The sequence below is a fragment of the Actinomadura sediminis genome, from assembly GCF_042675525.1.
GTDB lineage: Bacteria > Actinomycetota > Actinomycetes > Streptosporangiales > Streptosporangiaceae > Spirillospora > Spirillospora sediminis.
In genome coordinates this window covers 17,238-41,335 of the sequence record NZ_JBHTJA010000017.1, presented here as the reverse complement: position 1 = coordinate 41,335, position 24,098 = coordinate 17,238, and the positions used below count along the sequence as shown (strand labels likewise).

General features: G+C 71.7%; 19 protein-coding genes. 16 read left to right on the top strand and 3 right to left on the bottom strand.

The annotated features are described in order from the left end of the window. Positions 1 to 88 precede the first annotated feature (88 nt). Positions 89 to 1,006, bottom strand: a complete 918-nt coding sequence (gene ku, locus ACFQ11_RS12030; RefSeq protein ID WP_378298293.1) for a non-homologous end joining protein Ku — start codon at positions 1,004 to 1,006, stop codon at positions 89 to 91. Between the two features lie 111 nt (positions 1,007 to 1,117). On the opposite strand from ku, the gene ligD (ACFQ11_RS12025) reads away from it, so the two are divergent. The 8 genes from ligD (ACFQ11_RS12025) to ACFQ11_RS11990 all read left to right on the top strand — a co-directional run bounded on the left by ligD (ACFQ11_RS12025) (position 1,118) and on the right by ACFQ11_RS11990 (position 8,327). After that, complete coding sequence (gene ligD, locus ACFQ11_RS12025; RefSeq protein WP_378298290.1) at positions 1,118 to 2,110, top strand: non-homologous end-joining DNA ligase; 993 nt, start codon at positions 1,118 to 1,120, stop codon at positions 2,108 to 2,110. After that, complete coding sequence (ligD, locus tag ACFQ11_RS12020) at positions 2,100 to 3,005, top strand: non-homologous end-joining DNA ligase (protein WP_378298288.1); 906 nt, start codon at positions 2,100 to 2,102, stop codon at positions 3,003 to 3,005. Before ligD (ACFQ11_RS12025) ends, ligD (ACFQ11_RS12020) begins: the two co-directional genes overlap by 11 nt. A 93-nt stretch (positions 3,006 to 3,098) precedes the next feature. Beyond that, a complete protein-coding gene (locus ACFQ11_RS12015) occupies positions 3,099 to 4,448 on the top strand; it encodes a dihydrolipoyl dehydrogenase family protein (protein ID WP_378298286.1) in 1,350 nt (449 codons plus the stop codon). Beyond that, positions 4,445 to 4,636, top strand: a complete 192-nt coding sequence (locus ACFQ11_RS12010) for a hypothetical protein (protein ID WP_378298284.1) — start codon at positions 4,445 to 4,447, stop codon at positions 4,634 to 4,636. The genes ACFQ11_RS12015 and ACFQ11_RS12010 overlap by 4 nt, the downstream gene beginning before the upstream one ends. Before the next feature lie 411 nt (positions 4,637 to 5,047). Beyond that, positions 5,048 to 5,668 (top strand): TetR/AcrR family transcriptional regulator, encoded by a 621-nt coding sequence (locus ACFQ11_RS12005; protein WP_378298282.1) that lies wholly within the window; start codon positions 5,048 to 5,050, stop codon positions 5,666 to 5,668. Positions 5,669 to 5,775: 107 nt separating this feature from the next. Further along, positions 5,776 to 6,000: a DUF3107 domain-containing protein gene (locus ACFQ11_RS12000; RefSeq protein WP_378298280.1), complete on the top strand. Its 225-nt coding sequence runs from the start codon at positions 5,776 to 5,778 to the stop codon at positions 5,998 to 6,000. A 369-nt stretch (positions 6,001 to 6,369) separates the two neighbouring features. Further along, the gene (locus ACFQ11_RS11995; RefSeq protein WP_378298278.1) at positions 6,370 to 7,950 is read left to right on the top strand and encodes a DEAD/DEAH box helicase; all 1,581 of its coding nucleotides are present in this window, start codon (positions 6,370 to 6,372) and stop codon (positions 7,948 to 7,950) included. Positions 7,951 to 8,138: 188 nt separating this feature from the next. Further along, positions 8,139 to 8,327: an MmyB family transcriptional regulator gene (locus tag ACFQ11_RS11990; protein WP_378298276.1), complete on the top strand. Its 189-nt coding sequence runs from the start codon at positions 8,139 to 8,141 to the stop codon at positions 8,325 to 8,327. Here ACFQ11_RS11990 and ACFQ11_RS11985 read toward each other — a convergent pair whose 3' ends face one another. After that, a complete protein-coding gene (locus ACFQ11_RS11985) occupies positions 8,328 to 9,005 on the bottom strand; it encodes a glycerophosphodiester phosphodiesterase (RefSeq protein ID WP_378298274.1) in 678 nt (225 codons plus the stop codon). Positions 9,006 to 9,077: 72 nt separating this feature from the next. On the opposite strand from ACFQ11_RS11985, the gene ACFQ11_RS11980 reads away from it, so the two are divergent. From ACFQ11_RS11980 to ACFQ11_RS11970, 3 genes are all read left to right on the top strand, one after another. After that, positions 9,078 to 9,956: an alpha/beta fold hydrolase gene (locus ACFQ11_RS11980; RefSeq protein WP_378298272.1), complete on the top strand. Its 879-nt coding sequence runs from the start codon at positions 9,078 to 9,080 to the stop codon at positions 9,954 to 9,956. 78 nt (positions 9,957 to 10,034) lie between these two features. After that, positions 10,035 to 11,249: an FxsB family cyclophane-forming radical SAM/SPASM peptide maturase gene (locus ACFQ11_RS11975; protein WP_378298367.1), complete on the top strand. Its 1,215-nt coding sequence runs from the start codon at positions 10,035 to 10,037 to the stop codon at positions 11,247 to 11,249. After that, a complete protein-coding gene (locus tag ACFQ11_RS11970) occupies positions 11,246 to 12,514 on the top strand; it encodes an HEXXH motif domain-containing protein (RefSeq protein ID WP_378298270.1) in 1,269 nt (422 codons plus the stop codon). Before ACFQ11_RS11975 ends, ACFQ11_RS11970 begins: the two co-directional genes overlap by 4 nt. Here ACFQ11_RS11970 and fxsT (ACFQ11_RS11965) read toward each other — a convergent pair. Further along, positions 12,511 to 14,994: an FxSxx-COOH system tetratricopeptide repeat protein gene (gene fxsT / locus ACFQ11_RS11965; protein ID WP_378298268.1), complete on the bottom strand. Its 2,484-nt coding sequence runs from the start codon at positions 14,992 to 14,994 to the stop codon at positions 12,511 to 12,513. The genes ACFQ11_RS11970 and fxsT (ACFQ11_RS11965) overlap by 4 nt on opposite strands. 399 nt (positions 14,995 to 15,393) lie before the next feature. Between fxsT (ACFQ11_RS11965) and fxsA the strand changes: the two genes are divergently transcribed. From fxsA to fxsT (ACFQ11_RS11940), 5 genes are all read left to right on the top strand, one after another. Beyond that, positions 15,394 to 15,594, top strand: coding sequence for an FxSxx-COOH cyclophane-containing RiPP peptide (fxsA, locus tag ACFQ11_RS11960; protein WP_378298266.1), 201 nt, complete (start codon positions 15,394 to 15,396; stop codon positions 15,592 to 15,594). A 404-nt stretch (positions 15,595 to 15,998) separates the two neighbouring features. Beyond that, positions 15,999 to 17,411 (top strand): MFS transporter, encoded by a 1,413-nt coding sequence (locus ACFQ11_RS11955; protein ID WP_378298264.1) that lies wholly within the window; start codon positions 15,999 to 16,001, stop codon positions 17,409 to 17,411. Next, positions 17,389 to 18,864 (top strand): VMAP-C domain-containing protein, encoded by a 1,476-nt coding sequence (locus ACFQ11_RS11950; protein WP_378298262.1) that lies wholly within the window; start codon positions 17,389 to 17,391, stop codon positions 18,862 to 18,864. The genes ACFQ11_RS11955 and ACFQ11_RS11950 overlap by 23 nt, the downstream gene beginning before the upstream one ends. A gap of 20 nt (positions 18,865 to 18,884) precedes the next feature. Next, positions 18,885 to 19,907 (top strand): AAA family ATPase, encoded by a 1,023-nt coding sequence (locus ACFQ11_RS11945; RefSeq protein WP_378298260.1) that lies wholly within the window; start codon positions 18,885 to 18,887, stop codon positions 19,905 to 19,907. Further along, positions 19,904 to 24,073, top strand: coding sequence for an FxSxx-COOH system tetratricopeptide repeat protein (fxsT, locus tag ACFQ11_RS11940; RefSeq protein WP_378298258.1), 4,170 nt, complete (start codon positions 19,904 to 19,906; stop codon positions 24,071 to 24,073). The genes ACFQ11_RS11945 and fxsT (ACFQ11_RS11940) overlap by 4 nt, the downstream gene beginning before the upstream one ends. Positions 24,074 to 24,098: the final 25 nt, after the last annotated feature.

The following is a 24,098-nucleotide window of genomic DNA, read 5'->3' as shown; positions in this document are numbered from 1 at the left end:
AGCGTCAGCGTGCCCGTCGCCGCGACCCGGCGGCGGGCACGCCCCCAAGGAAGGGCGGCCCGCGGACGGCGGTCCGTGCGGGCCCGCGTCACGCGGACTTGCGGCCGCGGCTCTTCGCGGGCTCCTTCTTCGCCGTCTCCTTTTTCGTCCCCCCGGACGCCGGCTTCTTGCGGGCCGGGGCCTTCTTCGCCGGCGCCTTCCGCCCGGCCTTCTCCCCCGCCTTCTCCCCGCCGCGGCTCTTCTTCGCCGCCTCGACGCTGGCGCGCAGCGCGCTGAGCAGGTCGGCGGCGGGCTCCTCCTCGGCCTCCTCGGCGGGCCGCGCCACCTCCCGCCCCTCGATCTTCGCGTCGATGACGGCCTGCAGCGCCTCCCGGTAGGCGTCCTTGTACTCCGACGGGTCGAAGTCGCCCTCCATCGACTCGATCAGCGACGTCGCCATCGACAGCTCCTGCTTGCGGACCTCGATGTCCTCCTCCAGGAACGGGAAGTCGGGGGTGCGGACCTCGTCCGGCCACAGCATCGTCTCCAGCACGAACACGCCGCCGCGCACCCGCAGCGTCGCCAGCGACTCCCGCTGCCGCAGCGCGATCTTGACGATCGCGACCTGCCCCGAGTTCTCCAGCGCGTCCCGCAGCAGCACGTACGGCTTGGCGCCCTGCGCGTCCGGCTCCAGGTAGTACGACTTCGCGAAGTAGATCGGGTCGACCTCCTCCTGCTCCACGAACTGGAGGACGTCGATGCGGCGGCTCGACGACAGCGGCAGGTCGGCGAAGTCCTCGTCGGTGAGGATGACCATCTCGCCGCTGGGCAGCTCGTACCCCTTGGCGATGTCGGCGTACGGGACCTCCTCGCCGTCGACCGAGCAGACCCGCTTGTACTTGATGCGGCCGCCGTCCTCGCGGTGCACCTGGTGGAAGCTGACGTCCCTCTGCTCGGTCGCCGAGTAGACCTTCACAGGTATCGTCACCAGCCCGAACGAGATCGCGCCCTTCCAGATACTGCGCATGACGTGTCCTTACCCAGCGGCACCGGCCCCTAGCGTCCCCGGAGGGCGCATTTGCGACACAACGCGCCCTTGATCCTTTTCCTTTGCGCGGGCTCCGGGTAAGACGCGGATATGACCATGCCTTGGCCCGTCGAGCCCATGACGGCCGCCACCGGGGACCTTCCCGGCGACGGCGCGCGCTGGGGCCTCGAGCTGAAGTGGGACGGCGTCCGCGCCGTCGCGCAGGTGTCGGCCGACGGCCTGCGCGCGGCCGGGCGGCGCGGCGGCGACGTCGCGTCCCGCTACCCGGAGCTGTCCGCGCTGGTGGACCTGCTGCCGGGGCACGACGCCGTGCTGGACGGCGAGGTCGTCGCGTTCGACCGGGGCAGGCCGAGCTTCGAGCGGCTGCAACGGCGGATGCACGTGGCGCGCCCCGACCCCCGGCTCATCCGCGACGTCCCGGTCCGGTACGTGGTGTTCGATCTCCTCTACCTGGACGGGTACGTCCTGTTCGACACTCCGTACGCGGACCGGCGCGCGCTCCTCGCCGGGCTGGACATCGCCGGCGGCGGTCCCGTCGAGGTGCCCCCGTACCTGGACGGCGGCGACGCCGAGCAGGTCGCGGAACTGCTCGCGTTCACGCGCGAACAGCACCTCGAGGGCCTCCTCGCCAAGCGCCTCGACTCCCCGTACCGTCCGGGCCGCAGAGTCGACTTCTGGCGGAAGGTGAAGAACTTCCTCACCCGCGAAGTGATCGTGTGCGGCTGGAAGCCCGGCAAGGGACGGCGCGAAGGCGGAGTGGGGTCCCTCCTCCTCGGCGAGTACGACGGCAAGGGCAGGCTGGGGTTCGTCGGCCACGTCGGCACGGGCTTCACCGACCGTTTCCTGGACGAGCTGTACGAGATCCTCTGGCCGCTGCGGCGCCCGACCAGCCCGTTCGACGACCCCGTCCCCCGCGAGTTCGCCCGGGACGCGCAGTGGGTTGAGCCGAACCTCGTCGGGGAGGTCGCCTACAGCGCCCGCACCCGGGACGGACGCCTCCGCTTCCCGTCCTGGCGCGGGCTCCGTGACGACAAGGACCCACGGGAAGTGACCAGCGAGCAAGGGATCGTGAGTGAGCAGTAAACGGGTCGAGGTCGACGGAAGAACGCTCAGCCTGTCCAACCTGGACAAGAACCTCTACCCCGAGTTCACCAAAGGCGAGGTCATCGACTACTACGCGCGCGTGGCGCCGGTCATGCTGCCGCACCTGGAGAACCGTCCCGCCACCCGCATCCGCTGGCCCGACGGCGTGGACGGCGGCAAGTTCTTCGAGAAGAACGCGCCCTCCCACACCCCCGACTGGGTGCGGACCGCCACCGTCCCGAGCCCCGGAAGCACCAGGGGACGCGACACGCTCGACTACGTCGTCGTCGATGATCTGGCCACGCTCGTCTGGTGCGCCAACCTCGCAGCCCTCGAACTGCACGTCCCCCAGTGGAAAGTGGGGCCGCGAGGCAAAGTGCACACTCCCGACCTCGTGGTCTTCGACCTGGACCCGGGTCCGCCCGCCACGATCGTCGAAGCGTGCGAGGTCGCCGCCATGCTCCGCGACCTGCTCGCAGAGGACGGCCTTGAGTCGTACCCCAAGACCAGCGGCAAGAAGGGCCTGCACCTTTACGTCCCCATCAAGGAGCCCCCGCACGCCGAACGGACGTCCGAGTACGCGAAGGCCGCCGCGCAGCGGCTCGCCGGCGAACACCGCGACCTCGTCGTCGCCAAGATGGAGAAACGCCTGCGCAAGGGCAAGGTGTTCGTCGACTGGAGCCAGAACAACCCCGCCAAGACGACCGTCGCGCCCTACTCCCTCCGCGCCGCGGACGCCCCCGCCGTCTCCACCCCCCTCACCTGGGACGAACTGGGCGCGTGCAAGCGCGCCGCCGACCTCGTCTTCACCCCGGACGACGCCCTCGCCCGCATCGACGAGCACGGCGACCTCCTCGGCCCCCTCCTCGCGGAGGACCGTCCCGCCCTCCCCTGACCCGGCTGCCGTATGTGTTGGAATCGCCACGCTCCGGCGCCTCCGTCCGCCACTATGAGGAGGGGGTGACCACTGGGGGAAGGACCGGGGCCGTTGAACCACCACTACGACGCCATGGTGCTGGGCGGGGGCACCGCCGGGGAACGGATCGCCGCCGGCCTCGCCCGCGCCGGGCGCGACGTCGCGCTCGTCGAGGACCGCCTGGTCGGCGGGATCGCGCCGTACTTCGCGTGCCTGCCGTCCAAGTCGCTGCTGCTGTCGGCGCGGCGCGGCGAGCCGTGGGAGCTCGCCGTCGCCCGCCGCGACGCGCTCACCGGCGGCCGCACCGACGACCGCGCCGCCGCCCGGATGGCCGAGGCCGGCGTGACCGTCCTGCGCGGGCGCGGCCGCGTCGCCGGCCCCGGCCGCGTCGAGGTCGGCGGGTCCGCGTACGGCTGCGCCGAACTGGTCGTCTGCACCGGGAGCGAACCGGTCATCCCGCCCGTCGACGGGCTCGCCGACGTCCCGCTGTGGACGAGCGACGACGCCCTCTCCGTCCCCGACCTGCCCCGCCGCCTGGTCGTCCTCGGCGGCGGCCCGGTCGGCTGCGAGCTCGCGCAGGCGTACGCGTCGTTCGGCTCGCAGGTCGCGGTCGTCGAGGCGTCCGGGCGGCTGCTGACCGCCGAGGCCCCGTTCGCGGGCGACGTCCTAGCCGACGCGCTGCGCCGGACGGGCGTCGACCTGCGGCTCGGCGCGGACGTCGCGCGCATCGAGCGCAAGGAGTCCGGCCTGCGGCTGTGGCTGTCGGACGGCGGCACCCTCGACGCCGACCGCGTCCTCGTCGCCGCGGGCCGCCGCCCCCGCACCGCCGGCCTCGGCCTGGAGACCCTCGGGCTCTCCCCCGGCCCGGGCGTCCCCGTGGACGCCACCTGCCGCGTGCGGGGAGCCGAGGGCAGCGTGTGGGCCGCGGGCGACGTCACCGGCATCGCCCGCACGACCCACGCGGCCCGCTACCAGGCCGACGTCGTCCTCGCCAACCTCCTCGGGGGCCGCCGCGAAGCCGACTACCGCGCCGTCCCCCGCGTCGTCTACACGACCCCCACGGTGTACGCGGTGGGGATCACACCGGGACAGGCGGCCGGACTCGGCATAGACGTCGCCACCGCCGGGTACGACCTCGCCGCAACGGCCCGAGCGGCGGTCGAAGCCGACGTCCCGGGCCGGGTGGAGCTGTACGCCGACCGTTCCCGCGGTCTGCTGATCGGCGCCGCCGCGGCCGGACTCCACGCCGAGGAGTGGATGAGCGAGATCGCGCTGGCCATTCGCGCCGGGACGCCGCTGAGCCTGCTCGCCGACGTCGTGCACGCGTTCCCGACGTACGGCGAGTCCGTCGAGGCGCCCCTCCGCGAACTGGCCGGACGCCTCGCCGCACCCCAGGCCACACCAGAGGAGGAAGCGCGATGAGCGAGACCGACGACCTGGCGCAGACACCCGACGACGCCCCCGAGGCGGACGCCGCCGAACAGCGTGCCGTCCTCGACGAGAGCGAGGACCTCCCCGAGCCCGCCCCGCGCGTCCCGATGGACGCGAACGAGGCCGACGCGGCCGAGCAGAGCCGCGAGGTCCCCTTCGACGAAGACGACTACCGCTGACCCCGCCCCAAGGCCCCGGCACCCCGGACGAGGCGCCCCACGCCCATCAGCGGAGGGACGGCCGTCCACAGGCGCCCGGAGCGAACCCCGCGACCGGCGGACGAGGCCCCGCAGAAGGAGAAGCGGGTGCCTCGCCTCCGCCCGGAGCAAGCCCCGCGACCGGACGGACGAGCCCCCGCAGAGGGAGAAGCGGTGCTTCGCGGGCGGCCGGAGCGAGCTCTGCGAGCGGAGGCCGACCGGAACCTCGACCGGAACCTGGGAGGTTCGGAAGGGAAATACACTGGCCTGCGTGTGGGAACGACGTCGGCTTTGTTAGTGACCCGCGAGGTTACCGGCGCGTAGGATGATGGGATTGTCTCCCCGCGACGGACACCCTTACCCGTCGCACTGATTCGGTGATCGGAGAGTGTGGTGACCGCGACCCCGGACGCCCGCCCCCGTGGCACACGACTGCCGCGAATGGCGCGCCGCAGGCAACTCCTCGGCGCGGCCCAGGAGGTGTTCGTCGCGCAGGGGTACCACGCGGCGGCGATGGACGAGATCGCCGAGCGCGCAGGCGTCAGCAAGCCCGTCCTGTACCAGCACTTCCCGGGCAAGCTCGAGCTGTACCTGGCGCTGCTCGACGAGCACGCCGAAGCGCTCGTGAAGACCGTGCGCGACGCGCTGGAGTCCACCACGGACAACAAGCTGCGGGTGCAGGCCAGCATGCAGGCGTTCTACGACTTCGTCGCCGGCGACGGCGAGGCGTACCGGCTGGTGTTCGAGTCCGACCTGCGCAACGTGGCGCCCGTCCGGGCCCGCGTCGACCGCGCCAACCAGCAGTGCGCCGAGATGATCGCCCAGGTCATCGCCGAGGACACCGACGCCCCCCGCGACGAGGCGCACCTGCTCGGCATGGGGCTGGTCGGGATGGCCGAGGTCAGCGCGCGCTACTGGCTGTCGCAGCACCGGGCGATCCCGAAGGACACCGCCGAGAAGATCATCGCGCGGCTCGCCTGGCGCGGGATCTCCGGTTTCCCCCGGACGTCCTGACCCTCGGTTCCCGCCCGCCGGGACCGCGCGGAGGACGATCTCCGTGCGACCATCGGAGGCGGGGCCGCCGGGCGTCGGCGGGCCGGATCAGACGACGGGAGCATCACGTGCAGGTTCGCATCGGCGTGCAGTCCATGCCCAAAGAACTCGTGGTCGAGACCGCGGAGTCCGCCGACGAGATCGAGAAGTCGCTCGCCAACGCGCTCGCCGTGGACAACGGCGTCCTCGTGCTGCGGGACCGCCGGGCCGGCCGCGTGCTCGTCCCGGCCCGCAGCGTGGGCTACCTGGAGATCGTCGACGACGAGCAGCGCAGCGTGGGCTTCGGCACCTGACGGATCGCGGCGGGGCCGGGGCCTCCGGCGCCGCGCCGGGTGTCCGGAAGTGGCCGCCCGGACGGAGGTTTGAGTTCGCCATGGCGCAGGCCCGCGGGGCCGTCCGGGGCGGCCCCGGGGAATACCTCCGGCGGCCCCGGCGTTGAGCCAGGTGATCGGCTATTGGTGTATGCATTCAACGGTCGGTACACTGCGTCGCGGAGTGTGACCGCACGCAGCCACAGCGAGTGACTGCTTTCGACCCCTGACTGCGGTCGCCGAGTAATTTGATTGACGGCTGGTCCCTCCCGCGCGAGCGCGCGGCCACAGGAAGCGACCGGCGGGCACGCCCGGACGGTGCGGCCCGCCCGAGGCCGGTCCTGTCTTCGGATGACAGGGCCCGCGACCGTCCCGCCCGTCGGCAGCCGGCCGACCCGGGCGCCGCGCCGCGCCGCACCGGGGAGCGAGGACCCCGCATATTGGAGGCTGAAAGCCCTGACTACCTTTCGTGAACTCGGGGTCGTACCCGAGATAGCAGACGCCCTCGAGACAGAGGGCATCGTTGAAGCGTTCCCGATCCAGGAGCTCGCCCTGCCGATCGCGCTGGGCGGGCACGACATCATCGGCCAGGCCCGCACGGGCACCGGCAAGACGCTCGCGTTCGGCATCGCCGTCCTGCAGCGGATCCGGCACGGCGGCCGCAAGCCGCAGGCGCTGATCGTCGCCCCGACCCGCGAGCTGGCCCTGCAGGTCACCGACGACCTCCTGGTCGCCGGCGGCAAGCTCGGCACCCGCGTGCTGTCGGTGTACGGCGGGCGCGCGTACGAGCCGCAGATCTCGGCGCTGCGGGAGGGTGTGGACGTCGTCGTCGGCACCCCCGGGCGGCTCCTCGACCTCGTCAAGCAGAAGCACCTCGACCTCTCCGAGGTCGGCGTGCTCGTCCTCGACGAGGCCGACCGCATGCTCGACCTCGGGTTCCTGCCCGACATCGAGCGGATCATCAAGAAGGTCCCGGACGTCCGGCAGACGATGCTCTTCTCGGCCACCATGCCGGGCGAGATCGTCGCGCTGTCGCGCAGCTACCTGACCCGGCCGACGAACGTGCGCGCCGAGGCGCACACCGAGTCGGAGGCCACGCCGCAGGTCGTCCAGCACGTCTTCCAGGCCCACCAGATGGACAAGCCGGAGATGCTGGCGCGGCTGCTGCAGGCCGACGGCCGCGGGCTGACCATGGTGTTCTGCCAGACGAAGCGCGCGTGCGACCGCGTCGCGGCCGATCTCGCCCAGCGCGGGTTCGACGCCGCCGCCGTGCACGGCGATCTCGGGCAGAGCCAGCGCGAGCGGGCCCTGCGCGCGTTCCGCAACGGCAAGATCAGCGTGCTCGTGGCCACCGACGTGGCGGCCCGCGGCCTCGACGTCGACGACGTCACGCACGTCGTCAACTACGAGTGCCCCGACAGCGCCGACACCTACGTGCACCGCATCGGCCGCACCGGCCGCGCGGGCAAGGAGGGCGTCGCCGTCACGCTCGTCGACTGGTCCGACCTCACCCGGTGGAAGCTGATCAACGGTCAGCTCGACCTGCCGTTCGCGGCGCCGGAGGAGACCTACTCGACGTCGCCGCACTTCTTCGAGGCGCTCGGCATCCCCGAGGGCACCAAGGGGCGGCCGCCCAAGGAGAAGCGGCACGACCGCGCCGGGCTGGACGCCGAGGAACTCGAGGACATCGGCGAGACCGGCAAGGCCCGCAGCCATCTGCACGAGCGGGAGCGGGAGCGGGAGCGTCCGCGGCCTCCGCGCCGCAAGCGCAACCGGACCCGCACCCGCGGCGGCAAGCCGGTCGAGCAGGCGGCGCCGAAGGACGACAACGTCGTCGACGCCGTCGCGACCGAGCGCAAGCGGAGCCGCACCCGGCGCCGCACCCGCGCGGGCAAGCCGGCCGGCGAGCCGACGGAGTCGCAGACCGCCTGACCCGGGGCCGCCCGGCCCCGGACGGTCCGGCGACCGCGAGGCACCCGCTCCGCCTCGCGGTCCTCGGCGCCGCACACCCGACCGCCCGGCACGCCTCGCGCGCGCCGGGCCGCACGTGCGTCCGGCCACCCGGCGGGCACGAGCCTGCGGACGAGCCGCCCCGGGCGAGGGCTCCGGCCGGCGCGTCCGTGCGGGGCTCCGCCGGCTCCTGGACTCGGCCACGGACGCCCCCCGGACGGCTCGACCTCGGCTTCGAGACCCTGCGGCTTCCCGACGACCCCGACCAGGCGCTCGTCGCGCACACCGTCGAGGAGGGATCGCCCTCGCAGACCGCTCTGCGGCTGCTCGCGGCGTGGAAGGCCGAGACCCGCTGCTGATCAGCCGTCCCGCAGTGCCAGGGCCTTCGCGGGATGGTCCGTGACCAGGACGGCCACGCGCGGGTCGCCCAGGAACCGGCGCATCACCGGCTCGGCGTTCACCGTCCAGATCATGGCGGGGAACCCGGCCCGCGCGCACTGCCGCAGCACGCCGACCCGCGCCAGCCGGTGGTTCAGCGCGACCATGTCGGCGCCCGCGCGGCGGATCAGCGGCAGCGGCGCGAAATCGTGCGCGGCGCCCCGCTCCCACAGGTTGCGGCCGACCGACAGCGCCGTCACCGCCTGCGGGAACCGCGCCTTGATCTCGATCAGCGAGGACACCTCGCCGGTCGTGACGACGAACTGCGGGCCGAACGCCTCCAGCGCCAGCGCGACCGTCTCGTGCTCGCAGCCGCGCTCCTTGAGGTCCAGATGCCCCCGCGCCTTCCCGGCGATGATCTCCATGGCGTCCTCGACCAGCGGCACCGGACGCGGCGACAGCTCCCGCACCCGGTCGTACGCCAGCCGCTTCAGCGGGAGCCCGCCCACCGTCGCGTCGTGATGGACGACCAGCCTCCCGTCGCCCGTCCGCCGGATGTCGATCTCCACGTACTCGGCGCCGGACTCGGCCGCCTCCCGGAGGCCGTCCAGCCCCGCCTCGTCCCGCCGATGCGCGGACACGGCCGGCTTGGGTTGCACGCTGTGGACGTTACCAGGGCGGCGCCGTCGCGCCGGGCCCGGCCCGGGGCCCGTTTAGTATGGTGGCGCCCCGTGAGTACGCCCCGGTTCCTGAGATTGCCCACCGGCGTCGGCCGCACGACGCTCGAGACCTCCCGCGGTTCCTTCGCCGCCCTGGAGGCCCTGCCGGGTTCGGGGGTGTCCGAGCGCCGTCCCGCCCTGCTGGTGCCCGGTTACACCGGCAGCAAGGAGGACTTCCTCGCCGTCCTGCAGCCCCTCGCCGCGTCCGGCCGCCGGGTCGTCTCGATCGACCTCCGCGGGCAGTACGAGACGCCCGGGCCCGACGACCCGTCCGGCTACGGCCGCGCCGCCCTCGGCGAGGACGTCACCGCGCTGCTGGACGTCCTCGGCCCGGACCCCGTGCACCTCGTCGGGCACTCGTTCGGCGGGCTCGTCACCCGCGAGTCCGTCCTCGCCGACCTCGTCCGCCCGGCCTCGTACACGCTGATGGGGTCGGGCCCCGCCGGCATTTCCGGCCCGACCGGTGCCCGCGCCGCCGCCCTGCGCGACGCCCTTCCCGAGATGGGCATGCAGGCCATCTGGGACATCAGCATGGAACCCGAACTGATCGCCAAGGGCGTCCCCCTGGAGATCGTCGACTTCCTGAAGCGGCGCATGCTCGGCACGTCCGAGGCGAGCCTCATCGGCATGGCGCGCGAACTCCTCACCGCGCCCGACCGCACCGACGAACTGGCCAAACACTGCGCCGACACGGGGCTGCGCACGCTCGTCCTGTACGGCGAGGACGACGACGCCTGGCGGCCCGAAACGCAGGCCGCGATGGCGGAACGCCTCAACGCGGACCGGGTCGTCATCCCCTCCGCGGCCCACTCCCCCGCCGTCGAGGCCCCCGAAACCACGGCCCGCGCCCTCATCGATTTCTGGAATCAGGCAGAACGCGCCCTGGGCTGAGAATTTCACGCGTGCACCCGCCCGTATATCCGGGTTATCGTAACGCGCAGCCGTTTCTCGCTTCGGGAGTTGATCAGCGTGACGATGGGCGGGACACCGGACACCGAATGGCCCGCCGCGCTGAACGTCCAGACTCTCCTCGAAGAGGGCTGGCGTCCCACGCCGTTCCGGCAATTCGTGTTGAAGATGCACAGCCGCTGCAACCTGGCATGCGATTACTGCTACATGTACGAGATGGCGGACCAGGGCTGGCGGCGCCAGCCCCGCCGCATGTCCCGCACCACGATCGACCAGGTCGCCGCCCGGATCGCCGAGCACGCGCGGCACAACGACCTGCCCCGCGTCGACGTCATCCTGCACGGCGGCGAGCCCTTGCTGGCCGGCGTGGAGCACATCCGGTATGCGTTGCAGACGATTGGTTCGGCGGCCCGCCCCGACATTTCCGTCGGTTTCCATGTGCAGACGAATGGCGTGCTGCTCGATTCGTCCTTCCTGGAACTGTTCGACGAGCACGACGTATACGTGAGCGTCAGCCTGGACGGCGACGAGAAGGGCCACGACCGGCACCGGCTCCGCAAGAACGGCGAGGGCAGTCACCAGGCCGTCACCCTCGGCCTGCACCGGCTCACGTCCGCGCAACGGCGGTTGTTCAGCGGCCTGCTGTGCGCCATCGACCTCGACAACGACCCGGTGACCACCTACGAGGCCCTGCTCGCCCACCGCCCCCCGGCCATGGACTTCCTGCTCCCCCACGGAAACTGGGAAGAAGCGCCCCCCGGCCTCCCCTCCGACGGCACCCCCTACGCCGACTGGCTCATCGCCGTCTTCGACCGCTGGTACCGCGCGCCCGCGCGGGAGACCCGCGTCCGCCTGTTCTCCGAGATCATCCGATTGCTGCTCGGCCGCCCCTCGCACAGCGAGTCCATCGGCGTCTCCCCCGTCGCCGTCGCCGTCGTCGAGACGGACGGGAGCATCGAGCAGGTCGACACGCTCAAGTCGGCCTACGAGGGAGCGGCGCACACGTCGCTGCACGTGCGCCGCGACCCGTTCGACGCCGCCCTCATGCTCCCCGCGATCGCCGCCCGCCAGATCGGCCGGCGCGCCCTGTCCGCCGAGTGCCGCGCATGCCCCGTCCACCGCGTCTGCGGCGGCGGCCTCTACGCGCACCGCTACCGGTCCGGCACCGGCTTCGCCAACCCCTCGGTCTACTGCCGCGACCTCTTCCGGCTCATCACGCACATCCGGGACGCCGTCGCCCGCGACGTGGACGACATCAAACGGAGGAGCACGTGAACCGCCACGAGATCCCCGAGAAGACCTTCCTCGCCCTCGCCGCGGGCGGCGGCGGTGAGGAGGCCCTCGACCTCCTCCGCAAGGCGCAGTACAGCAAACGGCTCCTGCTCCTGCGCGGCGTCCGCGACGCCGCGCCCCGCGAGACGGCCAGCGCCTACGACCTGCTCGCCCGCATCCAGGAGACCGACCCCGGCGCCGTCGAGACCGTCCTGCGCTACCCCACGGTCGGCGAGTGGGCCCGCCGCACCCTCCTGGTCCTCACCGGCCGCGAACACGGACGGGCGAACCCCGCCGAGCTCGCGGCCCTCGCGGCCGCCGCGGCGGTCCGCGCGCGCCGCCCGTGCACGATCGACGTCCCGTCCCGCGACGGCGCGATCGTCCTGCCGTCCCTCGGCCGCGCGTTCGTCCGGACGCCCGCCGCGCGCGTGGCCGTCGACCGCTCGGGCGCCCGCATCGGCGACCTCGCGCTCCCCCGCGACCTCCACACCGACGCCCCGGGCTGGCAGGCCGTCCGCCGCCTCGACGACGAACTGCTCCTCGACGACCACGACCCCGACCGGATGCCCGGCGGCACCGCGCTCCCCGGCCGCCTCACCCCGTCCGAACTCGCCCACTGGCGGACGACCCTCACCGACGCCCGGCGCATCCTGCGCGCCCACCACGAAGCCGTCGCCGAGGAGATCTCCGGGGCCCTGACCGTCCTCACCCCCCTGGTCCCGCCGGCCCAGGGCCAGTCGAGCGCCACCCCGAAGCACGCCTTCGGCAACATCGGCCTCTCCACACCGCCCGACGCGCTCTTCTTCGCCGTGACCCTCGCCCACGAGGTCGCGCACACCAAGCTCACCGGCCTGCTCGACGTCGTCCCCCTCACCCGCCCCGACGACGGCGGCCGCTACTACGCGCCGTGGCGAGCCGACCCCCGTCCCGTCTCCGGTCTCCTCCAAGGGGCCTACGCGCACCTCGCCATCGCCGCGTTCTGGCGCACCCAGCGACGTCACGAAACAGGCGATTCAGCCCTCCGCGCCCACACCGACTTCGCACGCTGGCGCACCGCCACGGACCTGATCGTCCGGACCCTCGCCGCCACCGGCGGCCTGACCCCCGAAGGGGAACGGTTCGTCGGCGAGATGTCGAACACCCTGCGGCCCTGGCTGGCCGAGCCCGTCCCGTCCGAGGCACTGGCCCGCGCGGAGCAGGCCGCCGGCGCCCACCTCGCGGCCTGGCGCGCCACCCACGGCGCCCCGCCCGCCCTGCAGGGCCTCTAGATCGGCGGCGGGTCGAAGTCGAAGTCCAGGTGCCGCCGCTCCGCCGCCACCACCGCGTCCCGATGGTCGAGCCCGAGCGTCCGGACGTAGCCGTCCATCGTCTCCTTGTACAGCCGCGACGCCTCGTCCTTCCGGCCCGCCTTCTCGAGGTCCACCGACAGGTTCGCCGCGCACGCGAGGGTCATCGGGTGCTCGTCCCCCAGCGTGACCTTCAGGCGCCGCAGCGTCCCCTCGCCGAGCCGGACGGCGTCGTCCAGCTCCCCCAGCTCCGCGAGGTCGCTCGCCAGGTTCGTCGCCACGGTGAGCGCGTAGTGGTGATCGTGCCCGAGGACGTTGCGCAGCCCGGCCAGAGCCCGCTCGTTCAATTCCCGCGCACTGGCGGAGTCGCCGAACACCCGGTGCAGGATCGCCAGGTTGCCGATGCAGCCGTAGTTGTACGGATGCTCCGCGCCGTACGCCTTGGGGTACCGGCGGACGGTGTCCTCCGCCAATTCGAAGGCCGCCTCCTTCTCACCGATCGTCCGCTGGATATTGGCCAGGCACATCGCGGCGGCGAGCGTGTCCGGATGGTTCAGCCCATAAAGCCGCACGAACCGCCCGTGCACCTCCTGTGACAGCTCGAGGGCGCTGTCGAGGTCCTCCCCGAGCCGCCGGTAGGCGATGGCGAGGTCGGTGCCCGAGCGCAGCGCCCAGGGGTGCTCCGCCGTCAACTCGCTGACCCCGTAGCTGTACACGTCCTCACCGATGTCGCACGCCTCAAGGTAGTCGCCGCACAACCGGACCGCGCGAGCGAGCCCGTTCCAGGCGTTCAGAATGCTCGGGGTGGACGCCGAACTGTGGGCCGTGAGGCCTTTGTAAGCCTGCTGATGCAGGTCGCGGGCGTGCGCGTAGTCACTGTTCAGGCCATACCCGAGAGCCAGGTTGTTCATGACCAGGTAGGTCGAGATGTGATTGGGCCCGTACACCTGCTTGTGCAGGTCGAGAGAGTGGCGGTCGTGCTCCAGCGCCTGACGGAAATCGCCGCGCGCGCGCAGGTCGGCACCAAGGCTGTTGCGGAACCGCAACGCGTCCTCGTACTCCGCTCCGACAATACGCTCCGCCTGTTCCAGGCCGACGCTGTCGATATCGTACGCCGCGCCGAACTCGCCGAGCGCACGCAGCACGTTCGCGTAATAGAACCTTCCGCGCAGAATCTCCGGGTCGCCTTCCGAACTGTCCCTCGCCCAGCGGTCGAGGAACTGCTCGACCAGCCGGCGGGCCAGCGAATAGTCACCGATCTCGTACAGGTACTTGACCACGGTGATGGCGAAGCGGCGGACCTTCGGATCGTGGCTCTCGCCCACCTCCGCGGGTTCGATGTGGCCGAGCAGGTCCGCGAACCGCTGCCACGTCTCCGGACCGACGTCCGGCGGCGCCGCCTCCACGAGCAGCCGGTGCACGTCGTCGCGCAGGCGTTCCTGGGCCGGCTCCGCGATCTCGTCGCGCAGCAACGCCTGGATCAGCCGGTGGATCTGCACGGTGCGGCTCTTGGAGTCGACTCTGGCCAGCGCGTACCGCCCCAGTTCACGGATCGCCTTGGAGAGCCGGATCGGGTCGGCCAGCAGTTCGGCCAGGGGCTGCTGGACGCCCTCGGGGACGCGGACGAACACATCGCGCGGGATCGGTTCCGGCCCGAAGAAGGCACAGCAGCGGAGCAGGTCGACGGCCTCGGGCACCTTCTCGGACAGGCTGTCCACCGACAGCTTCCAAGCGGCGGTCATCGACACCGGGTACTCCGTGGGTTTTCCCTCGGCCAGCAGCTGACTCGTGCGGTCGGCCAGCAGCTCCAGGTACTCCTGGACGGTGATCCCCGTCTCCGCCTGCAGCGCCCCGGCCTGCTCCAGGGCCAGGGGAAGGTCGCCGAGTTCGTCCGCGAGCCGGCCGGCGTCCTCGGCCGTGATCGCGCGCGGCACCCGCTTCTTGAGGAACTCGATGCTCTCCTCGCGGGTGAAGACGTTCACCGCGACCGTCGCGGCGACCGCCTCCCACCGGTTGTTGCGCGAGGTGATGAGGACGTGCCCGTCCCCCTGCGGGAGGTTGTCGCGGAGGTCCTCCGGCTGGTCGGCGTTGTCGAAGATCAGCAGCCAGCGCGCATAGGGCTCGCCTCTGCGCAGGCAGTCCAGGACGGCGTTGGCGGCCTCCTCGATGCCCATCGAGCTGACCGGGGGGAGCCCCAGGTGCGGGGCCAACGCGGCGAGGGTCGGCTTGACCAGCGCCGGCTGGTCCGAGGGGACCCACCACACGAGGTCGTAGTCGCCTTTGAACCGGTGGGCGTACTCGATCGCCATCTGCGTCTTGCCGACGCCGCCGTACCCCTGCAAGGCGTGCGGGACGACGGCGGTCACCTCACTGGAGATCCCGGCCCTCAGCCGGTTGAGCAGTTCTTCCCGGCCGGTGAAGTTCTTGTTCCGCTGCGGGACTCTGCCCCAAACCTCGGGCATCGCTCCCGACGCACGTCCGATCCTGGCCGACACCGGCAGAGACACGCGTCCACCTCCGAGAACCGCCAGAGCACCTCGTCATAGGGGCCGTCCTGGCGTAATCCTAAGTTTCAGAACAGCAATATCCCACTACGGTGACGAACAGAACAGGTCATGCGACACAGATGGCACCCCATCAGCGCTCCAAGGCGCAGATGACCACGATCCGGACCGGCCGATACGCGATTAAGGACGTCCGCAATCGCGGGGCGCACCGTTTTCTTCAATGGATCACTCGCCGCGGGGGTGGCCGCCGGGTCCGGTGTCTGCGAAAATCCATGATAAGGACCTCGCCCGCTTGGGCGATCTTTCCGCCACGACGACATCGTCCCCATTCAATACCGACCCGAGGACCGAGGTATGTCGTACATCGATTCGAGCAGCCCGGACGTCGTCATCGACCTGACGGGGCTCTCCCTGAAGGAACTCGACGAACTCGGCGACCGCGTGATCGAGGACGCGCTGCGCAGCGTCCTCGATCCCTCGCGCGGAGAGGTCGCCGCGGCCGGCTTCGACAGCAAGTTGTTCCATCCCTCGATCGACGCGGCCACCGCGGACTGAGGCCGCCCCTGCACGGGTCGCCCGGGTCGCGTCCGCTCCGCACCGGGGCGAGCGCGGCGCGCGCCCAAGGATCGCGACCGTCGCCCGGACGGCCGGGCGAGGTTCGGGGACGCCCTCCCCTCTCGAGTCGGTCGAGCGGCAGAGGGTACGACATCGCACAAGCAACCGTTTGGATCCGGGCTCGGGTTGCCCAAATCCCCGCATCTCGTCTACCGGCGCGACTAGAGTTTGCCCTGAGCTAGACGCTTTGGCGAACGACTCTTCCGCGCTCGGTACGGAGTATCTTTGTCGTGCCCTTTTTGGGTGTTGCGCACCTGCTATCCGGTTCGCTGGGATAACGACCGTCCACCTCGGTTTCGGTCCGCACGCCCGCCGGCCTCGGCCGAGCCCCGTCGACGGTCACCGTGAGCCGCGCGGGAGAGACCGACGGTCATCGGTCCCGCCGGACGAGCGGGCGGCACGCCGAAGCGGCGCTTCCGCGGAATTTCTCGCGCCTCTGGCTCGGCTCGGCCGCCTCCCATCTCGGGCGCATGAACGCCGCCATCGCATTGCCGTTGCTCGCACTGTCACTGACCCATTCCGCGGTCTTCGCCGGATGGGTCGCCGCGGCGGGAACGTTCCCAAGCCTCTTGCTCTATCTCCCGGCCGGCGTCCTGGTCGACCGCCTCGACCGGCGCTCGGTGATGATCGCCTGCCAGAGCGCCCGGTTCGCCATCGCGCTCGTGCTCGTCATCGGGCTCCTGACCATGGCCGATCCCGCCCCGCTGCTGCTCGGGGCGGCGGCCGCGGACGGCACTCTGGCATCGCTGTACAACCTCGCCGAGGCGACCCTGATCCGGCGCATCGTGCCGGTCGACGCGCTCCCCGACGCGATGGCGAGAAACGAGGCGCGCAGCCATATCGCCCTGCTCCTGGGGCGCCCGCTGGGCGGGTTCCTCTACGGCTGCAACAGGTCCTACCCGTTCATCGTGGACGCGCTGACCTCGCTGTTCTCCGTGTTCATGATCCTGAAAATACAACGGGGCGACACCGAGTCTCCACGGACGGCCGATAAGGAAGCCCGCGAAAGCAACCTGCGAGACTGCGCCAGGCAACTGATACGCGATCCTTTTCTGCGCATGCTGCTGATCGTATGCAGCGCGACCAATTTCGCCTTCCAGATCATCTTTCTGATGCTCATCGTCCAAGCCGAACGCACGTTCGAGTCGAGCGCCGTGATCGGTCTGCTGTTCACCGCGTCCGGACTGGGCGGAACGCTCGGGGCCGTCGCGGCCCCACGGCTGGTGCGCAAGCGGCGGAAGTTCCTGGCCATCTTCGTCTGCGTCTGGGGCTGGGCGGCCGCGATCGCGGCCGTATGGGTCTTCGACCACCCCATCGCGGGCTTCGCGGCCTGGGGCGTCATCAGCCTGCTCGGTGCGCACGTCAACGTCGCGCTCACCGTTCACCTGGCCACGCACGTTCCCGATGCGATGCTGGCCCGGGTGACCGGCATCAACAATTTCGTCACCGGCAGCGCAGTCCCGCTGGGGGCGTCTTTCTCCGGTTATCTGCTCTCCATGGTCTCCACGCCGCGGTCCGCGAGCGCGACCGTTCTCGCTTTGACACTGTGCGTTGCGCTGGGAGTCAGCGTCTACGGGCTGCACCGCAGGAAGACTCAACTGAAACGCCGCGTGCGCCCATTGCTCCTCCGTATGTACCTGGTTCCACACCGCCCACGACGTCCACTGAACGCGTACCATGACCCCACCGACGACGGCCGTCCATGCGACGGCATCCGAGGGGGCGTGGCTGAAGGTGACATCGTCGCTAGGCAATGACGACATCAACCGGCTTGTCGAGGGGATGTGGCGCCTGGACGCGCTGCAGAAGCAGAAGAACCGCGACCTCTACCTCTCGATCGTGCGCAAGGAACTCGGAATCCCCCTGCCGGTCCGGCGCGACGAACGCGACTTCGTCGACCTGTGGTGCCTGGTCGAGGGATGCCTCGAACACAGCGGCGCACTTCACGCGTTCCTCCAGGTCATCGAACGTTTCCATGGGGGAAGCAGCACTTTCGCGAACATCCGCCGGGTCGCTTCGGCGCTACTGCCGGAACCCCTGCTCGAATCCGGGGAGCGCCGGGCGCTCCACGAACTCGTCAAAGTCCTGCAGAACGGCGATCCCGACGCGCTGCGCGAGGAAGTGGTCCGCGAGCTGTTCTGGACCGTCGCGGAACCGGCCGATCTGACCATCGACACCGGGGACATCTGGCCGGTGCTGGACGGCTTGGAGGACTTCAACGTCGACGAGGACGGCGTGCCGCCACTATTGAACTTCGTGGAGGAACTCGCGGTCCGGACGGGCGGCCCCTTGCGCATGCGCCTTCTGCGGTGGTCGGAGCGCGCGGCCGCGCGGCTCGGCGTGGCGCACGTCGTCCACGCGCGCCGGGAACGCGCCGCTCTGCTGGGAGAACGACCGCGCAGGTACCTCGTCATCGCGTTCCGGCCGGACGGAGCGTCGCCCGACCGGTACCTGGTCTCCGCCTGGCTGCAGTCGGACGACGGTCACGGCATCATGCTCCGGTGCGAGGACGACGACCCGATGCCGGTCACCGGCCTTCCCGCGCTGATCGTCGAACTCCTCACCGAGGAGCCGCAGGTCGTCAACCGGCCGCCGATGGCGGAGCTGACGCTCGAGTTCGTCCTGCCGTTGAACCTTCTCGGCAGGACTCCGCTCGACCAGTTCCGCATCACCGTGGACGGGCTGGAGCGACGACTCGGCATCGAACACCCCGTCGTGGTGCGCAGTCTCGACCGGATGCAGAAGCAGAACTACCACCCCGCCTGGCGGCGCAAATGGAGCTGGCTTCGTGACAATCCCCACGGCGCCGAAGTGTGCTGGGTGACACAACCGGGTGAGTACCGGGGCGAAAGCCTGTACAACATGCTGCTGGCCGATCCCTCGTCCGTGTGCCTGGCCCTGGCCTTCCCGCCCCGCGCGGACGGCGGCGGAGCTCCCGACGAACTCCGCATCGCCTTGCAGGCCGGAGCCCCGATCATCGCCTGGTGCCGGAACGGCCGGTCCCCCCGGAAGTTCACCGAGGAGTTCCGGGAGCTGGTCTCGCACGGCGCGCTCGCGCTTCCCGACAGCGTGCTCGCCCTGCGCCGGGAAGCGGTGCTGACCAGTGACCGCGAACCCGACGCCGACCACCTGGGCTTGGAACTGACCCTGCTGTTCGACGACGCCGACCGGTTCCCCGAGCACCACGGACTACTGAAGGCCCCGGCCTGAGCGCCGGCGAGGAGGATGTCGTGACGAAGCACGCGGATCCGGGCGAGAGGCCGGGCGACTGGCTGATCTATCGCGGCGAGGGCACGCCTCACGACGGCCTGCGGGCGCTGCCCGAGCCGCCGCCGTGGCGGCGGTTCGACCGCGGGAGGTCCGCGCCCGGTCTGGGGCCCGGCGCGCTCGAGCGGGCCGTGTCCTACCGGCCGGATCCGAACGTGATCACGATGGTGAACGTCGCCCTGCACCTGCGGCGTCCGCTCCTCGTCACCGGAAAGCCCGGCACCGGCAAGTCGACGCTCGCGTTCAACGTGGCGCACGAACTGGGGTTGGGGCCGGTCCTCTACTGGCCGATCACCAGCCGTGCCACGCTCGAGCACGGGCTCTACCGATACGACGCCATCGGGCGCCTCCACGAGACGAGTCTGCGCCAGGCGACCGCCTCGGGCGCGGCCGCTCAGGCGCCCGACATCGGGCGCTACATCCGCCTCGGGCCGCTGGGAACCGCGCTGCTGCCGCGGGAACGACCCCGCGTACTGCTGATCGACGAGCTCGACAAGAGCGACATCGATCTGCCCAACGACCTGCTGAACGTCTTCGAGGAAGGCGGCTTCACCGTCCCGGAGCTGGAGCGGCTGCCGGAAGAGGACGAGGTGGTCCATGTCCTGCCGGCCAAGGGCAACGACCGCGTGCCGGTCACCCGCGGCAAGGTCCAGTGCAGCGCCTTCCCCCTCGTCGTCATCACCAGCAACGGGGAACGGGAGTTCCCGCCGGCCTTCCTGCGCCGCTGCGTGCGGCTGGTGATCGAGCCGCCCGACGCCCAGCGGCTCGCCGAGATCGTCGAAGCGCATTTCGGGCCCGAGGCCCGGCAGGCGAGCACGGACCTGATCAACGACTTCCTGAGCCGCCGCGAACACGGCGACCTCGCGACGGACCAGCTTCTCAACGCCGTCTACCTGTGCACGTCGGGCTCCCGGCCGCCCGAGGGCACCCTGCAAGAGATGATCGAGTCGATCCTGCGCCCGCTGGGCACGGCCGGATCGGGATGAACGGGGGCCTCGACGAGGTGATCGAGGCGCTGAGCCGGCTCGATCCCCGTCCCACCGCCAGGGAACTGGCCGACGCGCTCTGGCTCGCGCGGCTGCTGCCGCCGCACGCGGACGACGCCGGGCCGGTGCCGGAGCCGCCGGCCGCGGAAGGGGACCGCGGCGCGCCGCCCGAGCCCCCGCCCGCCGAGCCGGCCGATCCCGAACCGCGCACCCGTCCGGACGGCGCCGCCCCGGCCGCCGCGGCGCCGCAGGCGGCCCTGCACCTCGCCCACCCGGGCGCCGGCGCGGACGGCATCGTGCGGAGCCCGGCGCTGCCCGCGATCCCCGGGGCCCTGGACCTCGCACGCGCGCTGCGGCCGCTGCGCGAGCACGTCTCGTCGCGGACGGTCCAGAACCTGGCCGAGGACGCGACGGCGCAGTGGATCGCCGACACCGGCATCTGGCGCCCCGTGATGGAGCCGGCGCCGGAACGCTGTTTCGAGCTCGCGCTCGTCGCCGACGACAGCGCCTCGATGGTGGTGTGGACCAGGATCATCGGTGAGCTCCACACGCTGCTGGAGCGGCTCGGAGCGTTCCGCGACGTGCGGATGTGGCGGTTGAACACCGATGACGGCGTGCTCGCCCTCACCACGGGAGGCGGCGCACAGGTACGGAACCCCAACGAGCTGATCGATCCGACCCGCCGCCGGATCGTCCTGGTCGTCAGCGACTGCATCGGCCGCGCCTGGCTCGACGGGCGGGTCGCCGCCCTGCTCGAGCGGTGGGCGGACGCCGGTCCCGTGGCGATCGTCCAGCCGCTCCCCCAACGGCTGTGGGGCCGCTGCGGGACGCTCGTCGAACCGGTCCGGATCCGGGCCGGCCAGGCCGGGCTGCCGAACAGCCGGCTCTCGGTCGACTCCCGGGACGGCTTCCTCGTCCCTCCGGGCACGGCGATCCCCGTGCTGGAACTGTCGCCGCGGTGGCTCCGGCCATGGGCGGAGCTGGTCGGCGGGGGCGCCCGCCAGATCAGCACCATGGCGATGTTCACGGGTTCCGAGCCGCCGAAGGAGCCCGAGGAAGAGGGCGTGGAGGACCTCTCTCCGCGCGAGCGGGTCATGCGTTTCCGGGCCGGCGCCTCACCCAAGGCGTTCCGGCTCGCGTGCCATCTCGCGGCGGCGCCGCTGCGGCTGAAGGTGATGTCGCTCGTCCAGCACGCCGTCCTGCCGCAGACGAACCAGACGCACCTCGCCGAGGTGTTCCTCGGCGGCCTCATGCGCAGAGCCGACGAGAACGGCACCGCCCCTGCGCCGGACGAGGTTCTGTACGAGTTCCACGACGGTGTCCGCGACGTCCTCCTCGGCGGCCTCAAACGCGCGGACGCGCTGTTCGTGCTGCGGAAGGTCTGGGACGTCGTCCGGGAGCGCCTCGGCTCTCCCCTCGACTTCCCGGCGCTGCTCCGCGCGCTCGAGGAGGAGACGGAGGATCTCCAGGACGATCTGCCGTTCGCGCAGGTCGCCGCCCATGTGCTGCACCGGATCGGTGGACCGTACGCCAGGCTCGCCGCGCGGCTCCCCATGAGACCGGCGAACCCGTCCGCCCTCACGGACGACCCCGGGGGCGCGCACCTCCCGGGCCGTCCTCGTCTTCCCGAACAGCGGGTCCAGCCCCCGGCCGCCTCCGCCCGCCCCCTGCTGGGGGGCGGGCTCCCCGCCAGGAATCCCGATTTCGTCGGCCGGGACGCGCTCCTGCGCGACGTCCGCCGGCGCCTGCGGGACGGGGTCACCACCCTCTTGCCGGCGCCACCGCACGAACTGGGCGGCCAGGGCAAGTCGCAGCTCGCCGTCGAGTACGCGCACCGGCACCTGGACGACTACGACCTCGTCTGGTGGGTTCCCGCCGAGCAGGCGCCCCTGGCGCGGTCGTCGCTCGCCGAACTCGCGTCCGTCCTCGGGACGCCCCTGAGCGACGACGTCAACCGCACGGTCGAGCACGTGCTCGACGCGCTGCGGCGGGGGCGGCCGTTCCGGCGCTGGCTGCTGATCTACGACAACGCGACGGATCCCGACGGGCTGCTCCCGCTGATGCCCGTCGTTCCCGGGCCGCCGCCGGCCGCGTCGTCCCCGCACGGGCACCTGCTGGTCACGTCGCGCGACCAGCGCTGGCGGGAGATCACCTCGATCGCGGAGGTCGGCTTCTTCGAGCGGCGGGAGAGCGTCGCGCTGCTGCGCCGCCGTGCCGCGGCGTTGCCGCCCCGGGACGCCGAACGCCTGGCCGAGCGGGTCGGCGACCTGCCGCTCGCCGTCGAGCAGGTCGCGGCCTGGCACGCGGCGACCGGCCGTCCGAGCGCGGAGTATCTGCGGCTGCTGGACGAGCGGCTCGGGGAGTCGTCCGGCGGGCCGCTGCCGGACTACCCGGCGGAACTCGCCGCGGCGCTCGAGATCTCCTTCGAGGGCCTGCGGAGCGAGGATCCGGGGGCCGGCCGGCTGCTGGAGATCCTGGTCTTCTTCGGGCCGGAACCGGTGACGGCGGAGCTTCTCTCGGCGGGCGCGTCGGCGCGGCAGCCCGGTGCGGACGTCCCTTCCGCACTGGAGGACCCGGATGCGCTGCGCGCCATGATGACCGCGATCGCCCGGTACTCACTGGGCCGCTTCGACATCGACGCGGACGCGCCGCGGATCCAGGTGCACCGGCTGGTCCGCACGATGCTGCAGCACAAGGTGCCGGAAGCGGAGCGGACCGCGACGCGCGACCTCGTGCACCGCCTCCTCGCGGCGGCGACTCCGGCCGCGGCGCCCGACGATGAGAGCACCTGGGCGCTCCGCTGGCAGATCGCACCGCACGTGATCCCGGCCGGTGTGATCGACGGGTCCACCGCCGACGTCCGGGAGATCGCGCTCGACCAGATGCGCTACCTCTACCTGCGGGGTGATTTCGAGGGGAGCCGGGCCCTCGGCGAACTCGCCCTCGCGCACTGGCGCAGGGAGTGGGGCGAGGACGACGCGTCCGTGCTGATGGCCGGGCGGGAACTCGGCACGGTGCTGCGCGCCCTCGGCGACGTCACGGCCGCCGCCGCGCTGAACGCCGACGTCTACCGGCGGACGGCCGGCAGCTTCGGTCCCGACAGCCTCGCGACGCTCCGGGCCGCCAGCAGCCGGGCCGCCGACCTGCGCCTGCGCGGAGACTTCGTCCAGGCGCTGGATCTGGACCGGGACACGTTGCAACGCATGGACCGCATGTTCGGGCGCGGGCATCTGGAGACCCTGCGGGTGGCCAACAACGTCGGCATCGATCTGCGCCTGCTGGGAGAGTTCCGGGAGGCCCGTGAGATCGACGCGGACGCCCTCGGCCGCCTGCGGTCGGAGTTCGGCAACGCTCACCGCAGCACCCTCCTCGCCATGAACCAGCTCGCCCGCGACCTGCACGGGCTCGGCTTGTACTGGCGGGCGGCGGAGCTCCAGCAGGACGCCCTCGAGCGGATGCAGGGCCCCCTCCCCGCGGACCACGCCTTCGTCCTGCACGCGGAGATGAGCCAGGCCGCCACGTTGCGCCAGCTCGGCTCCTACACCGACTCGCTGCGGCTGGCCGAAGAGACCCATCGGCTGCACCTGCAACGCTTCGGGGAGCACCATCAGGACACGCTCGCCGCGCGCCGCGTCCTGGCGCTGGCCTGTGTCCGGACGGGCGACGCCGAACGCGGGCGGCTCCTGGCCGAGACCGCGCTCACCGGGTACCGGTCGGTCATGGGCCGCGACCACCCGTTCGTCTACGCGTGCACCACGGATCTCACGGCGACCTTGCGCGCCCTCGGCGGCCACGAACCGGCGCGGGCGATCGACGACACGACCCTCCGGGCGCTGACCCGCCTGCTGGGCCCCGACCATTACTACTCGCTCTGCTGCTCGGTCGGGCTCGTGCACGACCTCTACCGCATGAACCGGCTGGAGGCCGCCCATATCCGGTCGGCGGAGACGCTCGCGCGCTTCGGTCACCGGTACGGACCGGGCCATCCCTACACGCTGGCCTGCACGCACAACCACCGGGTGATCAGCAGGTCGCTGCGGCGCGACGGCCCCGTCGAAGACCCGCTCGTCTCGCTTCAGGAATCCCTGGGCCGGGACCATCCGGAAATCCTGGCGGCACGGGAAGGGAGGCTGCTGGAATGCGTGATCGAGCCGATTCCCCTCTGAGCGGACGCATCGAGAGAAAGGCGAA

Bases quoted from the DNA above. Each gene is read 5' to 3' on its own strand.
- ACFQ11_RS11995 (WP_378298278.1), top strand. From the start codon at position 6,370: ATGACAGGGCCCGCGACCGTCCCGCCCGTCGGCAGCCGGCCGACCCGG.
- fxsT (WP_378298268.1), bottom strand. From the start codon at position 14,994: ATGCCCGAGGTTTGGGGCAGAGTCCCGCAGCGGAACAAGAACTTCACC.
- ACFQ11_RS12010 (WP_378298284.1), top strand. From the start codon at position 4,445: ATGAGCGAGACCGACGACCTGGCGCAGACACCCGACGACGCCCCCGAG.
- ligD (WP_378298290.1), top strand. From the start codon at position 1,118: ATGACCATGCCTTGGCCCGTCGAGCCCATGACGGCCGCCACCGGGGAC.
- ku (WP_378298293.1), bottom strand. From the start codon at position 1,006: ATGCGCAGTATCTGGAAGGGCGCGATCTCGTTCGGGCTGGTGACGATA.
- fxsA (WP_378298266.1), top strand. From the start codon at position 15,394: ATGTCGTACATCGATTCGAGCAGCCCGGACGTCGTCATCGACCTGACG.
- fxsT (WP_378298258.1), top strand. From the start codon at position 19,904: ATGAACGGGGGCCTCGACGAGGTGATCGAGGCGCTGAGCCGGCTCGAT.